This window comes from Streptomyces sp. NPDC007205, assembly GCF_040634095.1.
Lineage (GTDB): Bacteria > Actinomycetota > Actinomycetes > Streptomycetales > Streptomycetaceae > Streptomyces.
Map to the genome: position 1 here is coordinate 1 of NZ_JBEYEW010000064.1, position 16,401 is coordinate 16,401.

A 16,401-nucleotide genomic window follows, 5' to 3' on the forward strand; every position below is an offset into this window, starting at 1 on the left:
GAGCAGAACGGGCGGCCGGCAGTGATCCGGTCGATCGGCAGGAGCGTTCCGTCCAGCAGCACGAACGCCTTCGTCGATGCGGTGCGGACCGCCTCGCCGAGGGTAGGGGCGAGGGCGGCCAGGATCTCGACCGCTTCGGTGATGCAGCGGTATGCGGTGGTGGTCCCGATGCCGAACGCGGCGGCGAGTTGAGCGTACGGGTGACCGTTGCGCAGATGGGCGAACGCAAACAGAGCCTGCCGGCCGGCGCTCAGGCGCCGCCAGCGGATGCCGAGCTCCCGGCGGTGTCGGCGCAGCTTGGCGGACAGGAAGCGAAAGGCAGAGCTGGACACGTCGACGGCGGACGGGTAGACAAGCACACGAAGCCTCTGGTGGAGACGGATTTCTTGGTCGAAAACCCACCTACCAGGGGCTTCACCTGTCTGTCAGGCCAACTGCCCAGTCAGCGCAGGAGGTTGGAAAAGGCTCAATGTTTTCGGCGTTGTCGATGAGGGTGGCCAGGTAGAGCCGGCCCTCCTCGGTCGGGACGTAGGTGATGTCGCCGCATCAGCGGGCATCGAGCCCGGTGGGGTAGGGCTGGAGGTTGCGGACGACGAGAGCGGGTCGCAAGGCGGCCCGTGGGTCGGAGATCGTGGTCAGGCACCGTCGTCTGCGGTGCCGGCCGACCGGTCCGGCGGTCCGGGTCAGCCGCGCGGCACGGCGGCGGCCACATCCGCTGCCTTCCCAAGCAGGCCGTGCTTGCGCTCGCCCGGCGAGGCCTCGACGTGTTGTGGGCGCTCATACGCGACTAGCGAACCTTCACTGTCGAGCCTCCTCAACCCGACCACACAGCGGCATAGCCAGCTCACGTCTCGTCACATCAGACTTGACAAACCAAACCACATTGGGAATCACTGACTGCAGCCCAATGGCCACCAGACCACGCCACCCGCACGCGCCGCATGCGAACTGCTCCGATTGCCCATGGAGCGCCACAAGCTGACAGCAGCGCGTCTCACGTACCTATGCCGGCGTCCCAGAACGGACTCATGAAGAGCGGCCCGGACCCGCCAGCGCCTGCCGCCTTTCACCTCCCAGGTCGCTGAGCCGGGACGAGTGGGCGAGCAGTGGTACGGCTGCGGCAGGACGAATGCACCATCAAGTCCCGTGAGCGTCAATATTCGCACCAGCGTCGGCGTCCGCACCCCTGACAGCATGAACTCCGTCCCGGCCTGCACAGCCCTGTCCCTGGCCTCCGCCAAGGCCGTGGCTCCGGTCAGGTCGCAGAAGGACACCGCAGACACGTCCACCACGAGGCGGGCGGGCCGCCCATCAAGGCACTCAGCCAAAATCGTTTTGAGCTCCCCGCCTGTATACAGGTCCAGTTCGCCAAAGATCCCTACCGAGGCAACCTCGCCCTGGCGGAACATCAAGGTGGTGATCCCTCCAGCGCTGCTCACCTTGCGTCTCCCTCAACAGTCGGTCACACAAGCGGCCAGGTCGTCGGTCCCGGGACTGCGAGCTATCGAGTGCAGACATGATGCCGGCTCGCACGGGCCGAGGATGCTGCCGATCCATGCCATTTTGGTAGGCCGTGCCATGGTACGGATATGTCTGTCCATACTGCTTGCGTACCCTCACAGATTGGGCGACTCTCGGAATTGACGCTACGAAAACCGTGATAAGAGTCTCACGAAAATTCTGGTCAAAACCAGCGCAGGCTCGGCGATGACCTGCTTCACGAGACGCCGAGAGACGGCAATGCCGTGCTCGGCCCGCGCCTGATGACCGAAGCCATCAGCCATGCGGTATCACTCGACGAACAAGTGTCGCATCAAAGCTTCTGGACGCGACCGCGGGAAGGGCACTCGCCGCCGGGATGTGCCGTTCGTACCGTCGTCATCTTCAGTGTGTTAATCCGTCTATAACTTGAAAGCGGTGCTGGCTGAGGTCATACCCGTATCGGAATGCCGGCTCCGCAGGGGCCTGCTCTTCAGTGGGAGGGCGGGACAGGTTTCGCCGGGAGACTGATGATGCGCGATACGTGGCACGGGTGCGTGCGGGGGCTTGCTGCCGTCCTGGTGATGGCGGTCAGCCCGATCGCAGCGCCACAGACACAGACTGCAGTAGCCGCGTTACCAGCAAGAGCGGCGCCTCCGGCCAGTTGCGATACGGTCGACGAGCTGTCTTCCGGCTATATCCCGCTATATGAGCTGAATCTGCCGGGGAGGGCCTACTGGCCAGGCGGGAAAACAGTGCCCTACGCGTTGAACAGGTCGAAGCTTCTGAGCAGCCGGCAGCGCGAGCCGTACCTGGACCGGGTGGCGTACTGCCTGGACACCGTCACAAGGGCTGGCAGCCATGAGTGGGCCTACGCCTCCTTCGACGCCTTCACCAACAATCTCAGCAGGCTGGGCGTGCCGAGTGCGACGATCGCTCAGCCGGTGAAACGCCTGACGACATGGGGCAGCCATGTGAAGCACGTCGAACAGGCCCCAGGCGGATACATCGAGTTCTGGCCCAACGCCTATGACCCTGCTGCGTCCCGCAATGCTCCTACCGGCGACAGCACGGTTTACGACTTCTCCGACACACCCCGCGGGAGTGCCCCCGGGTACGGATCGATGCAGGTGCACAACACCGCGGCCAAGGAAACTGTGCTGGCGCTGAACGGCTGGAACCGAGGCAGCGGCCGATTCCTCGACATCGGCACTGGAAACCAGAAGACCGGCCAGCCCGACTGGACATTCTCCCAGTCGGGGCGCGACCTGGCGTCGGCCAGGCTGACCGTATGGGTCAAACCGGCCACGCCGAACGCGAGCACCTGCGAGCAGACCGTGAGCGAACTGGCGGACTACCGGCTGCTGTATGACGTCGCGGTGCCGCAGACCGCGGCAGTGTGGGCTCACGGGATCCCGTACGCAGTGGACAATGCCAAGTCGATCCGGACACCGATCTCCCGTGTCGCCTACTGCCTGGACGGCATGTACGGCACCGATCCAGCGTGGGGTTATGCGTCCATGAACACCTGGACACAGGATCTCACCACGCTGGGTGTGCCCATGACGGGAGCCTACGGCCGGCGTGTGACAGGCCTGACCGTACGAGGATCAGATGTTGCCCCGGCCGACAACAGCACCGGATATCTGGAGATCTGGCCGAACCGGTACAGCCCGCGGATCGCACAGAACGCACCGGCCGGCGGCAGCAACACCACATACGACTTCGCTGACACCCCTCAGCCGGTCGCCGGACCGATTCCGGGCGCGGGTGGTTACGGGTCGTTCCAGGTGCATGACGTCACCCATCGCCGGACAGTGCTGGCAGTGAACGGCTGGGCCGCCGCCCCGCAGACGCGCCTGTCCGCCGGCATCGGCAATGCGTCCACGGGCCAGCCCGACTGGACACAAGCCGCGAACGCCCGGAACTGGACCCGCCCGCACCTGAAGGTCTACGTCAGGCCTGCCGGTGTGGACATCACCTCAGGTCCGACCAACGCCCAGCTCTATCCTCGGGATCACGCCACGAACAAGGCGGCCGTCACCGTGCACGGCCGCACCACCGACCGCAGTGTCAGCAAGGTCGAGATGAAGGTGTACCGGGAAGAGGCACTGGTCGGCACCCGGCAGACATCCGCCACCGGCACATGGACCTTGAGCGCCCCCATCACGGCAGAACGCGCCTCCTACTCGGTAGAGGTATGGGCCGAACGAAGCTCGGGAAAGACACTCCTCCGCCGCGCCGACGACATCGTCGCCGGCGATGGCTACGTCATCCAAGGACAGTCCAACGCGGCAGCCGCGGGCTGGAACTACTCCGGCACCGCCGCCTCGCAAGACCTCTCACCTTGGGTACGCACCTTCGGCTACAGCACCCCGAATCCGGCACTCTCCACCGATGACCGCAGCTGGTACCGCGCCAGCGGCGACGGCCGCGACACCACCACCACCTCTGTACGCGGCGCCATCGGAGAACTCGGCGTGCGCCTTGGACAAGACCTTGTCAACCAGAGCGGTATCCCCGTCGCGATCTTCAACGGCGCACACGGCGGCCAACCCTCCACCTTCTTCAAGCGCTCCCCCAGTGCCCCCGCCGACCCGGCCACGAATTACGGCCGACTGCTGCAGCGGGTCACCGCCGCCGGGCTCAAGGACGCGGTGCGGGCCGTCATCTGGTATCAGGGCGAGAGCGACACCGGCCTTTCCGGCAAGCCCACCGCGGCGCAGCACAATGCCAACGTCCGGGCTCTCATGGCCTCCTGGCGTACCGATTTCACCCACCTCGAACACGTCTACGTCGTTCAGATCCGCAACCACTGCGGAGCCCTCCACAGCGCCGCCGTTCAGGAAGTCCAGCGCCGCTTCGCCAGCATTCCCGGCACCTCCGTGATGACCACCATGGGCCTGGACGGCCACAACGGATGTCACTACACCTACGAACACGGCTACCGGCAGCTTGCCGACCGGCTCACCCTCCCCATCCGGCGAGACCTCTACGGCGCCCACCTCACCACGCCTGCGGATCCGCCCAACCCCGCGCGGGCGGCCTGGAACAACACCGCGCACACCAGCATCCGCATCTACCTCACCGACCCCACCCAGAAGCTGCACTGCGACGCTGGAACCCAGCCAGATTTCACCCTCTACGGCACCGCGGCGAAAGTAGCCCAAGTCACCTGCGGCACTGGGTACTTGCTCCTCAACCTCACCCGCCCAGGCACCGGCCTCACCGGCATCACCTATTTCGGACACCCCGGCACCGCCACCCCCACCTCCGCGCCTGTCACCCCCTGGATCACCAACGACTCCGGCATGGGACTACTCGCCTTCGACCGACTCCCGACAACTGAACCCTCGACCAATCCAGATCGCCAACGACCACGGTGACCTTGCAGATGCTGAAGCGTAGATGCTCATGGCGGGCTTCCTTTCTGATCCGGTCACCGAAGCCGGTATGCCCATAAGACGCACGAGCGGCCCACCCCGTTATGCGGACTCCTAGCCTTTTTGTGTGACGCGAACCACTCATGGTGTGCGGTGATTGATCAGTGAAAAATGCTGAGGCGTGGCAGCCTTCAGCACCCCATGCCCTTTGGGAATTGGCATCCGTGATACGTGCTGTGCGCTCAGAACGACCTCGGCCCGCACTCTCTGCCCAGGGAAGAGTGCGGGCCGAAGCATGTCCATGCGCGGCGGCGGGGTACGCATGGGCCGGGCATGCCCGGCTTGGGGGCCCGCACTGTGGAGTGAACCTTCCGGGGGTCAGCGCGGGCCCCATGGAGAAACGATCCACAGTGGGAAAGGTCACGCCGGACCACTTACGCACGCCGCCACTTGGCAGCTCCTGATCCCAGGCCCCCGGCGGGGATCACCCGAGCACTGGATCGGCGGGCCTCCCGGAGCCAGCCGGCGTCTCCCCAGACAACCGCAGGCAAAGACTCATTCTCCTGAAAGGGATTCAGAAACACTTTCCAGCCATGGCCGATTGTCACTTCACATAGGCCGGCGACGTAAAGAAAATCCCTGTGCGTGATCTTCGTCACCGCCCCAGGCGGGCACCAACGCGCGGCTCACTCAAGGCTGTTGTTAACATGTGCCGGTCAATTCCAAAGCACTTTAGGAAGAGCACTGTCCATGCCCATATCTGCGCGCCATAGCCGCTTAGAGGCCCTGGGGGCATTTCTGCCGCCCACCGTCCAGTCCACCCCGGAGCTGGTTGCCCGGGTAGCCGGGGCTCCGGAGTTCGATCTGCACCGCATCACGGGTGTGGCGGAACGCCGTGTCTACGATCCGCGGCCGGAGGCTGGGGAGGACAGTTACGGACTCGCACTCAAAGCCGCCCATGACTGCTTGGACAAGTCCCGCTACCAGGCGCCGGATCTGGACGTGATCATCAACGCGTCGATCACGCGCTTCAAGGACGGAACGCACTTCTCCTTCGAGCCCTCTTTCGCCCGTCAGCTAGCCGCCGAGCTCGGGCTTCACACGACCGCGGTGACCTTCGACATCTCCAACGCCTGCGCCGGGATGCTGACCGGCATCTACCTGCTGGACCGGATGATCCGGGCCGGGATCGTACGCAATGGCATGGTGGTGAGCGGCGAGCAGAACACCCGGGTCGCCGAGACGGCTGCTGCCGAGATCACCGACTCGTACGACCCGCAGTTCGCGTCCCTGTCAGTGGGCGACGCTGCCGTGGCCGTCATCCTAGACGAGTCACAGGACGAAGCGGACCGAATCCACTACGTGGATCTGATGACCTGCTCCGAGTATTCCCACCTGTGCCTGGGCATGCCAAGTGACCGAACGGAGGGCATCGCCCTCTACACGGATAACAAGAAGATGCACAAGCAGGACCGGCTGCGCCTGTGGCCCACCTTCCACGGGGATCTCCTGGCCAAGCAGGGCCGCACGTTCGCGGACGAGTGCTTCGACTACGTGATCCAGCACCAGGTCGGCACGCGGTTCGTGGAGTACGTCAACGCCGTCGGCGAGGCCGAGTTCGGCACGCCGATGCCCCAGTCGCTGTCCATCGTTGAAGAGTTCGGCAACACCGCCTCCACCTCCCATTTATTGGTGCTGCGCCAGCACTTGCGCGCCGGGACGGCCCGCCAGGGAGCCAAGTACCTGCTGGTGCCCGCCGCTTCCGGTGTCGTGACCGGTGCCCTGTCCGCGACGATCTCCCAGCTGGGGGTGTGACCGTGGGCATCGTTATCACGGCGGCCCGGACCGCCCTTCCGCTCCCGGACGAAACCGCCGCCTCGTCCGTCCGGCTCGCCTCCCGCGCCGCCGGGGACTGCCTGGTGGACGCCGGGCTATCGCCCGACGCCGTCGGTGTACTGATCAACACCGGGGTCTACCGCGAGTCCAACACCTTCGAGCCTGCGCTCGCCGCGCTGGTCCAGAAGGAGGTGGGGATGAACCTCGACTACCTGGCCGCACCCATGCCCGTCGCCGGTTTCTCCTGCGATCTGATGAACGGCGCGTGCGGCGTCCTCAACGCTGTTCAGGTTGCCCAGGCACTGCTGGTGACCGGCTCCACCGATCGTGTGCTGGTCACCGCGGCCGACGTCCACCCCGGTGGCCGCGCGGCGGACGATCCCGCCTATCCGTACGCCGATCTGGGCGCCGCGCTGCTGCTGGAACGCGGCACCGAACCGGGCACCGGTTTCGGCCCGGTGTCGCTGCGCGCCACGGATGACGGGGACAGCTCGGCAGGCACCCGTGGCTATCTGGAGACCGCGGGCATGGGTGCCGAAGGCCGCGGCCGGATCACCGTCGAGCGGGAGCCGGAGGCCGTACGGGTGGAGCGACTGGTCGCTCTCGCGGCCGACACCGTCAGCGACTACGCACGGGCGGAGGGTCTCGGTCTGGACCGTACGTTGGTGGTGTGCACCCCCGTCGGTCCCCACTTCGCCGACCGGCTCGCCTGGCGACTGGGCCTGGACCCGCGGTCCGTATGGGCCCCGGGCGCTCCCGGCACGGCCGGTGGCGAGCCCCTCACGGCAGCCCCTGTGATCGGGTATTTGAGCGCCATGGAGCGCGGACTGCCGCCCGGCAAGGACCAGTTGCTTCTCGTCGCCGCCGGCTCCGGGCCCAGTGTGGCCTGTGTCAGCTACCGGTCGCAGGGCTGACGATGAGAGAAGGCATAAACACGGCGAGCGGTCTCGCCGCGCACCTGGAACACAACGCACGGTCCTTCCCTGCCAAGCCAGCGATCATCCACCCCGACGGCCGGGAGTCCGATGGCCGGGTCCGCTACCGGGAAGTGGACTACGCCACCCTCCAGGACCAGGTCGAACGGCTGGCAGCCGGGTTCGCTCGTACCGGGATCGGCAAGGGCACCCGTACGGTATTGATGGCCGCGCCCGGACCCGACCTGTTCGCCATCGCGTTCGCGCTGTTCCGGCTCGGCGCGGTCCCCGTGATCGTCGACCCGGGCATGGGCATCCGGCGCATGCTCCATTGCTACCGTGAGGTAGGTGCCGAGGCGTTCATCGGGCCGCCCGTCGCGCATGCGGCGCGGGTACTCGGTCGCCGTACGTTCGCCGGTGTCCGGATCAAGGTGACCCTGGGGCGCAGGCTGTGCTGGGGCGGGCAGACGCTGGACGTGCTGCGGGACACCGCCTCGCAGGACCCGCCGGAGGCCGCCGGGTCCGGGGAGGTGACCGGTGAGGACCTGATGATGATCGGGTTCACCACCGGCTCCACCGGCCCGGCCAAGGGCGTGGAGTTCACCCACCGGATGGGCACCGCGATGGCTCGTGAGCTACAGGCCGCGCACGGCCGTACCCGGGACGACGTCTCGCTCGTCACACTGCCCCTGTACGGCATGTTCGACCTGGTCTTCGGCTCCACGCTGGTCCTGGCGCCGGTCGCCCCGGCCCGGGTCGCGGACGCCGAGCCCGCGCTGCTGGTGGACGCGCTCACCCGGTTCGGCGTGACCACGATGTTCGCCTCCCCCGCGCTGCTGCGCGGCCTCGCCCGGCACATGAGAGGCTCGGCGCTGCCGCCCACGCTGCGTTGCGTGGTGTCGGGCGGCGCGCCGGTATCCCCGGCTCTGGTCGCCGAGCTCCGCGCCGTCCTGGACGAGAAGGCCGAGTTCCATGTGACCTACGGGGCGACCGAGGTGCTGCCGATCTCCTCCGTCGAATCCGCCGAGATCCTCCGGGAGACGGCGGCGCTGAGCGCGCTCGGCGCCGGAACCTGCGTGGGCCGCCCCCTGGCCGGGCTCGACGTCCGGACGATCCCCGTCAGCGACGGCCCGGTGTCATGGATCGAGCCCGACGACGGGCAACCGGCCTGCCCGGTCGGGGAGATCGTCGTGGCCGGCGACGCGGTGAGCCCCGGTTACCACTGCAATCCGCGGGCGGACGCCCTGCACAAGGTCCGCGAGGGCGGTCGCATCTGGCACCGCACCGGCGACCTCGGCTATCTGGACGGGCATGGTCGGCTGTGGTTCTGCGGACGCAAGAGCCAGCGTGTCCGCGCAGCGGGCGGAGACCTGCACACCGTCGTCTGCGAAGGCGTGTTCAATGCCCACCCGCTGGTGCGGCGCAGCGCGCTCGTCGGCGTCGGCGGGGGCGATGGTGCGCCCGCGCACCCTGTCGTCTGCGTGGAGACCGAGGCGGGCGTGGACGAGGCACGGTGGAAGGCCATGGTGCCTGAACTGCGTACCCTCGCCGAAGCACAATCGGTGACAGCAGGTCTGCACGACTTCCTGCGCCACCCCGCCTTCCCGGTCGACATCCGGCACAACGCCAAGATCGGGCGGGACGAACTGGCCGCCTGGGCAGCCCGCGAACTGACCCCTGTCCAGGGCAGGTTAAAGACCTGGGCGCTGCGCGCGATACCGCTGGCGGGGTGGGCGTATCTGCTCTGCGGCACCGTTCGCCCGTTCGACGCGCTGCCGCTGACGGTGGTGTGGTGGATCGACGCGTTCCTGAGCGTGGTGGTGCACGCCGCCCAGATCCCGGCCGCTCTGCCGCACGGCCGGGCGGCAGGCCGTTCCGGCCCGACCACGGCTGGTCTCACGATGCTCTATGGCGCCACCTGGTGGCGGACTCTGCCGACAGCTCACCGCCTGTCCCGTCCGAACGCCGGGGCCAAGGCAGGCATGGGGGCATCATGAGGGTCCTGGTGACCGGATCCTCCGGTTTTCTCGGCAGCCACCTCGTGGACCAGTGCGTCCGCGCCGGCCACGACGTACGCGCCTTCGTACGTCCCGACAGCGACAGAGCGCGGCTGGACGGCATGCCCTGGGTGGAGCCGGCATACGGCGACCTGGCAGACGCCGGATCGTTGCGTCGGGCGGTGGAGGCTGTGGACGTCGTGTTCCACAGCGCCGCCCGGGTGGTGGACTACGGCACGCGGGCCCAGTTCTGGGACACCAATGTAGAGGGCACGCGGCGGCTGCTGGACGCCGCGAGCGGGGCGGGCGTACGGCGGTTCGTGTTCGTCAGCAGCCCCAGTGCCTTGATGCGGCCGGACGAGGGCGACCAGTACGACATCGACGAGTCCGTCCCGTACCCCGACCGCTGGTTCAACCTGTACTCCGAGACCAAGGCCGTCGCCGAACAGCTCGTACGCACCGCGAACCGGCCCGGGTTTACCACCTGCGCGCTGCGCCCGCGTGGCATCTGGGGGCCGCGCGACCACTCCGGCTTCCTGCCCAAGCTGCTGGCGAAGATGCTGGACGGACGGCTTCCCGACCTGGCCGGGGAAAAGCAGGTGCTGGTCTCGCTGTGCCACTGCGACAACGCCGTCGCCGCCTGCCTGCGAGCGGCCGACGCCCCGGCCGAACGGATCGGCGGCAACGCCTATTTCATCGCCGACGCGGAGCGAACCGACCTGTGGGCGTTTCTCGCCCGCGTCGCCGAGCTGTTCGGCGGCCGGCCGCCCACCCGTCGTGTCCCGGCACCAGTACTGGGCACCGTGGTCCGGACCACGGAACTGCTATGGCGGCTGCCGCCGCTCGCCACCCGTCGCGAACCGCCGCTCAGCCGGTACTCGATGGCCCTGCTGACCCGCTCCGCGACGTACGACACGGGCGCGGCTGCGCGGGATCTGGATTACACGCCGGTGGTGAGCCAGGAGACGGGGCTGCGGCAGCTGGCCGACTGGGTCGACTCGGTGGGCGGAGTACGGGCGTTCGTCCGTCCTGTGGCGTGACGCTATCTGAAGACATGTGAAGGACGATGGGAACCCAGAAGAAGATCACCGCGGCCGGCGAGCGCTTCCAGCGTCCGGTCTCGCCCAACGAGTGGCTGTACCTCGCCTTTGAGGGGGCGACGGGCGCCCCGTTCGTCATCCAGCTCGTGGTCGAGGGGCGGGGCACGATCGCGCTTGGTGAGCTGGGGCGGGCCGTCGCTCGCGCGTCCGAGGCCACTCCGGGGGCCCGGTTGGCCGTCAGCGGCCGGCTCTGGGCGGACACCGGCCAGTCCCCGGTGGCCCGGCAGGCACCGGATCTGGAGGCGGTGCTGCGCGGCCCATTGGCCCCGGGAACGGGACGGAGCTGCGAGGTCGTCGTAGTCCCCGGCGGTTCCGCGGACGCCGACGCACCGACGGCACTGGCGTTCCGGGCCCATCACGCGGCGATGGACGGCCGCGGCCTGCTGGGCTGGACTCTGGACGTCTTCCGTGCCCTGCGCGGCGAGGAGCCCGTCGGCGCGCCGTCCAGCTTGGACGAAGTGGCCTTGCTGGAGCAACTGACCGGGGGCGCGGGCTCCCCCGCCCCGCGTCGGCCGCGCCAGCGGGCCCGCTGGCGCTCCCCGCTGGGCGGCCCCCGCCAGGACTCCGGCTCCGACGCCCCGCACTGGGCGCGGCGCACCCTCGACGGCGTCCATCAAGCACTCGTCGCACGGATCGCCGCCGCGGTCACCGACCACGCGGGCACCCCAGCCCGAGTGATGGTCCCGGTGGACCTGCGCCGGCACTGTGCCGGCCTGCGCGCGAGCGCCAACCTCAGCCTGCCGGTCTTTCTGGAGGGCCGCCCCGGCCGGCCATGGGAAGCATGGCAGCAGGAACTTCTGCGGGCACTGGCCGACGGCGCCGAACTCGCCGCAGGAGAAGAGCGGGACGCGGCCCGGCTGCCGCAGGGCGTACTGCGCCTGCTGGGCCGGACGACCTCGGCCGCTGCCCGTGTCCTCGACCGCTACCCCTGCACGGCCCTGGTCAGCCACCTCGGCCGCATCGAGCCGGCCGACGTGTGCGTGCCCGGCTTCGAGGCGGATACCGCGTACTCCCTCCCCGTCCGGGTACCGCTGGTGCCGGTCTCCTTCACGACGCTCGAATTCGGCCGTCACACGCAGCTGGTGGTGTCGGCGGGGCGTGGCCGGAGCGTCGCCGCCGCCGCGTCACTGCTGGACGCCGTCTGCGAGAAGCTGTCGCCCGTCACCGGGACGGAGCGCCTGAGCGGCGGCGCGCCGTTAGGTGCCAGCGGGACCGCGACGACCTTGACCGCGCTCTTCCGCGAGCAGGCCACCCGCACCCCGGACGCCATCGCCATGATCGGCCCGTCCGGCCAGGAAGACCCGGCCGGTCAGGTGACGTACGCCGAACTCGACCACCGATCCGACGCCGTGGCCGCACACTTGCGTACCCGGGGGCTCGGCCCTGGTGCGGTCGTGGCCCTGCTCGACGGCCGCACCCCGGCGGCCATCGCCGCCCTCTGGGGCATTCTGAAGGCTGGCGCCGCCTACCTGCCGCTCGACCCCACGCACCCGCCCGCCCGCATTGCCGCCGTGCTCGCCGACTCCGGCGCCGCCCTCTGTCTTGCGGGCGATACGTACCAGGCGGCCGTGCTGGACGACGCGTGCCCGGTCCTGGCGCTGGAATCGCTGCCATGGGACGGCGCCGAACCGGTGGACCACACGGACGATCCGGCCTCCCCGGCTTCCGTCGCCTACGTCATCTACACCTCCGGCTCCACGGGGTCCCCCAAGGGCGTTCAGGTCGAGCACCGTGCGCTGACGGCATACGTGCGCTGGGCGCGGGAACGTTACGGAGTCGACGCGGCGACCCGGTTCGGCCTGTTCACCTCCCTCGCCTTCGACCTCACCGGGACCGCGCTCTTCCTTCCACTGCTGTCCGGCGGCAGCATCGCTCTGGAGCCGGGCGAGCCGGGCCGGCACACCCTCACCGCGCTGCTGAACACCTCCGGCGTCACCGCCCTCAAACTCACCCCAGCGCACCTGGACTTGATGACATCGCTGGGCGTGACAGTGCCGGACGGGCGGATCCGGACCGTGGTGGTGGGCGGCGAGCAACTGCGCGGCCCAGCGGCGGCGCGGGCGCAGCGGCTGTTCGGCCCCGACTGCCGGATCTTCAACGAGTACGGCCCTACCGAGGCGGCCATCGGCTGCATCGTGCATACCTACGATCCCGCACGGGAAGCCGACCGTCCCGCCGTCCCCATCGGCCTCCCCGTCCCCGGCACCGGCATCGTCCTTCTCGACGCCGATGGCCGTCCCTCCGCCGAGGGCGAACTCCACCTCACCGGCGGTCAGCTCGCCCGCGGCTACCTCGGCCGCCCCGATCTCGACCGGGAACGCTTCATCCGTCTCGCCGACGGCACCCGCGCCTACCGCACCGGTGACCTGGTCCGCCTCACCACGGACGGTACTCTGGAGTTCCTGGGGCGTACCGACGATCAGCTCTCCATCCGCGGATTCCGTATCGAACCCGGCGAGATCGAGGCCGTGTTGGAGCGTCACCCCGAGGTCACCCGTGCCGTCGTCACCGCCCGTCCCGGGCCGGCGGGTGAACCGGTGCTGTGTGCGTACGTCACGACGGGGACCGTCCCTGGCTCCCTGGATCCGGAACAGATCCGCGCCTACACCGCCGGTCTCCTTCCGGCGTACCTCGTCCCGGCCGCCGTACGTGTCCTGGACGCCTTCCCCCTGACTGTGAACGGCAAGGTGGACCAGCGCGCTCTGCCGTCCCCGTTCGTGCGGGACCAGCACCCTGCGATGCGCGACACCGAATCGGACAACCCGCGGGCCGCTGGCACCGACTCTCTGGCAGCCGCCGTGACAAAGATCTGGTGCCGGACGCTGGGCGCGGGCACCGCCGAGGGCATCGGCCCCGGCGACCCCTTTCACCAACTGGGCGGCGACTCTCTGACCCTGCTGCTCATGCTCAGCGATGTCGCCGCGGAACTGGTCCACCCGGACCGCCAGCACGCGTTCCAAGAGGAACTGCGCAACCTGCTCCGCGACGTCACCGTGGAACGCGTATGCGCCGCCATCCGTACCGCGAACTCCGGAGCCTGAACATGATCTTCGTTGGCCGAGGCGCCCTCCTCCACCGCGCCGTCGCCTCTGCCCGGGCCGCCGGCCACCGGGTGGACCTGGTCTGCTCGGACGAGGAAGCGGACACCGGCACCGCGCCCTTCCTCCACGTCACCGATGTCAACACCGAGGCGGACCGCCTGACCGACCACTGCACGGACGGCATCGTATGGTCCATCGACAACCGCATGATCTTCCGGGCCCCTCTGCTCGCATCAGGCCTGCGGATCTACAACATCCACAATGGCCTGCTCCCCCAGCACCGCGGCCTCGCATCCGCAGCCGTCCTCTTCGCCCTTCTCCACGGACACCCCGAGTACGGCGCCACCCTCCATGAGGTGGACGCCGGTATCGACACCGGCCCCGTTCTCGCGGAAGAACGTTTCCCTATTCCCCCTGACGCGCGCTACCACCAGCTCTTTCTGCGCAGCGTCCAGAACTGCCACCGCCTCTTCGAGCGCACTCTCCCCGCGGTAGCCGCCGGCCGGTCTTTCCCGCCCCTGCCGGCCCGCTCCGCGGCCCCGCCCGCCTATTACGGCCTGCGTTCCCTGCGCGCCCTCCGGGACCATGCCGCCCATCCGGCCTTCGCCCGCGCCACCGACCTGGGCGTCACCGCTCCCTATGTCCCCGAGGTGGCCTCGGCACTCAGCCTCGAACCACCGGTCAGGGCTCTCGGTCGAGGCTCAGGTCCTTCAACCGACATGCCACGTACGGACCTTGACTAGGCCACAAGGCGGACACAATCTGACAGTACCGGGCACATCCTCCCAAATTCGGCTACCGCCAGCGGTGCTCGACGTCCACGACAAGGTGGCCATCAAGCGCCAGCACCCGGAAGGGCAGCCTCGCCCGGACGCCCAGTCCGAGCTGTGTCTGCCCTTCGAAGGACCCTCCGTACCTGGAAGCCCGGAAGCTGCGATACCCCGCAAGATTCACGCCCGGCAGGCTGTGGCCCGGCTTTGCAGGGTATGTGGGCTCCCCTGTGCCGGTGTCGTAGGCGGGGGCACGGATCACGATCTCCAGGACTACCCTGCCCGGAACCGGTATGACCTGGCCCGAACCGTCCTGGACGAGTCGGCTGACGTACCTGACCGAGTAACCAATACTGCGGCGCTTGGCCCCGGGTACATCGACGACCACACGGTCGTAGCAGTCGTGACGGCCTGTGCGGACGTTCACCATAGGCGTCGTCGTCTGGGCGGAGAGGGCTTGAGTGAGGCTGCCCCATCCGACTGGGCAGGCTGTGACCGTATCCCTGGGGGCCGCCGCAGCGGGCAGGCTTATCGCCGCTATGGTGACGCCTGCCAGTGAAAGCAGAATTGCCCGTTTCTTCATGATTCGACCCACCGGATCCCTCCCTGTCGATTCACATATGTCCGATATAAGCTAGCGGACGTGAATGTTCGACTAAATGCAATAGCTGTGCAAACGATGTGACCTCGCCGTTACGAGCGCTTGCGCACTCGGGGGCAACGCCCACAAGCGGCCTGGGGAAGACTTCCGGCTCCCGCCTCCCCCGGAATAGGTACCGCTGGTACCGTGAGCACCATGCCCGATGCCAAAGCCATGAACCTGCGCTTTCCGGACCCTGAGCAGCGGGCCGCCATCGCGGCTGCCGCGAAGCAGGAAGGAGTCAGCATGCAGGAGTACATCCTCTCGGCGGCCTACGCGCGGGCCACAGCCGTTCAGCAGCGGTTCCTGGATGCGTTCAAGCAGTCGATGGCCCGCAGCGGCGAAGCCTTCGCGGCCGAGTCGAGCCATACGGATCGCAGCGCTGAGGCGCGGGCAGCCGAACAGCAGGCCCGCCAGGAGCTCGAACACCGGGATCGGGGACACGCCGCGTGACCCAGCCCGAATCGCACCCACTGGACGTCACCTTCCTGCTGCACGCCGCCGAACTCCTCGACAGCGATCCCCAGGTCGACGACTACGGGCCCCTATACGCCGCCGTCGCCCGAGTAAACGCCCGTGCCATGGAACGCTCGATCTATGGATCTCTGCACCTCAAAGCGGCAGCACTGCTGCAAACCCTGGCAAAGCTGCCGTGCCTGGAACACTCCAACGAGGCCTTCGCCTGGCACGCCACCGAGGCCTACCTGATCCTCAACGGGCGCCAACTCGACTACACACCCAAGGCGGCTGTCGCCCTCGTGCGCGACGCCGTCACCGGAACGCTGGGCGTCGCCCGCATCGCCCGCCACCTGCACGACTTCACCGTCGGCTGATCAGCCCCTGAAAGCCGTCGCGCGCGCATCGCTCAGGAACACCCTCCAGCCACCCCTGGGCCGCTGACCGACATCAAGTGTACGCAGGTTGGCGAGCACCTCGGGCTTCTGCACGTCCATCCAGTCGACGAACTGCCGGAAGGAGACCAGCCGCACGTCCCCGCCCTTCTCCTTCTCCCGCGCGATGTGCTTGAAGGCCTCCTCGACGGAGTCCATGTAGATGCCGCCGTTCCAGTGCTCGAAGTGGTTGCCGATGAAGAACGGTGCCCGGTTTGTCTCGTATGCCCGCTGGAAGCCGGAGATGTACGCCTGCGCGGACTGCTTGCGCCAGCCCGGGTAGTTGTAGGCAGGCGCCTTGGTGGAGTTCACGGACTGGTTGGCGAGCATGTTGTAGTCCATCGAGAGCAC

General features: G+C 68.2%; 12 protein-coding genes and 1 pseudogene. 9 read left to right on the plus strand and 4 right to left on the minus strand.

What is annotated here, in order from left to right; all coding sequences use genetic code 11:
- Positions 1-359: transposase family protein (locus ABZ624_RS39540; protein WP_360099862.1), on the minus strand; the 359-nt coding region annotated here is incomplete at its 3' end.
- Positions 360-890: 531 nt separating this feature from the next.
- A complete protein-coding gene (locus tag ABZ624_RS39545; RefSeq protein ID WP_360099882.1) occupies positions 891-1,409 on the minus strand; it encodes an STAS domain-containing protein in 519 nt (172 codons plus the stop codon).
- Between the two features lie 600 nt (positions 1,410-2,009).
- On the opposite strand from ABZ624_RS39545, the gene ABZ624_RS39550 reads away from it, so the two are divergent.
- From ABZ624_RS39550 to ABZ624_RS39580, 7 genes are all read left to right on the plus strand, one after another.
- A complete protein-coding gene (locus ABZ624_RS39550; protein WP_360099864.1) occupies positions 2,010-4,865 on the plus strand; it encodes a sialate O-acetylesterase in 2,856 nt (951 codons plus the stop codon).
- Positions 4,866-5,612: 747 nt separating this feature from the next.
- On the plus strand, positions 5,613-6,677 hold the full coding sequence (locus tag ABZ624_RS39555; RefSeq protein ID WP_360099866.1) for a 3-oxoacyl-[acyl-carrier-protein] synthase III C-terminal domain-containing protein: 1,065 nt from the start codon (positions 5,613-5,615) through the stop codon (positions 6,675-6,677).
- 2 nt (positions 6,678-6,679) lie between these two features.
- A complete protein-coding gene (locus tag ABZ624_RS39560) occupies positions 6,680-7,612 on the plus strand; it encodes a hypothetical protein (protein ID WP_360099868.1) in 933 nt (310 codons plus the stop codon).
- A 2-nt stretch (positions 7,613-7,614) separates the two neighbouring features.
- Entirely contained in the window at positions 7,615-9,609 is a 1,995-nt protein-coding gene (locus ABZ624_RS39565; protein WP_360099870.1) for a fatty acid CoA ligase family protein, read from the plus strand.
- Entirely contained in the window at positions 9,606-10,649 is a 1,044-nt protein-coding gene (locus ABZ624_RS39570; RefSeq protein WP_360099872.1) for an NAD-dependent epimerase/dehydratase family protein, read from the plus strand. The genes ABZ624_RS39565 and ABZ624_RS39570 overlap by 4 nt, the downstream gene beginning before the upstream one ends.
- 26 nt (positions 10,650-10,675) lie before the next feature.
- Complete coding sequence (locus ABZ624_RS39575) at positions 10,676-13,750, plus strand: non-ribosomal peptide synthetase (RefSeq protein WP_360099874.1); 3,075 nt, start codon at positions 10,676-10,678, stop codon at positions 13,748-13,750.
- Positions 13,751-13,752: 2 nt separating this feature from the next.
- Positions 13,753-14,493 carry a formyltransferase family protein gene (locus tag ABZ624_RS39580; protein ID WP_360099876.1) on the plus strand — a complete coding sequence of 247 codons (741 nt, stop codon included), beginning with the start codon at positions 13,753-13,755 and terminating at the stop codon, positions 14,491-14,493.
- 52 nt (positions 14,494-14,545) lie between these two features.
- On the opposite strand, the gene ABZ624_RS39585 is transcribed toward ABZ624_RS39580, so the two are convergent.
- Complete coding sequence (locus ABZ624_RS39585) at positions 14,546-15,103, minus strand: hypothetical protein (RefSeq protein ID WP_360099884.1); 558 nt, start codon at positions 15,101-15,103, stop codon at positions 14,546-14,548.
- A 213-nt stretch (positions 15,104-15,316) separates the two neighbouring features.
- On the opposite strand from ABZ624_RS39585, the gene ABZ624_RS39590 reads away from it, so the two are divergent.
- The gene (locus ABZ624_RS39590) at positions 15,317-15,613 is read left to right on the plus strand and encodes a DUF1778 domain-containing protein (RefSeq protein ID WP_360099878.1); all 297 of its coding nucleotides are present in this window, start codon (positions 15,317-15,319) and stop codon (positions 15,611-15,613) included.
- Positions 15,610-15,993, plus strand: a complete 384-nt coding sequence (locus ABZ624_RS39595; RefSeq protein WP_360099880.1) for a fic family toxin-antitoxin system, toxin component — start codon at positions 15,610-15,612, stop codon at positions 15,991-15,993. Before ABZ624_RS39590 ends, ABZ624_RS39595 begins: the two co-directional genes overlap by 4 nt.
- On the opposite strand, the pseudogene ABZ624_RS39600 reads toward ABZ624_RS39595, so the two are convergent.
- Positions 15,994-16,401: pseudogene (locus ABZ624_RS39600) on the minus strand (hypothetical protein); the annotation flags it as partial.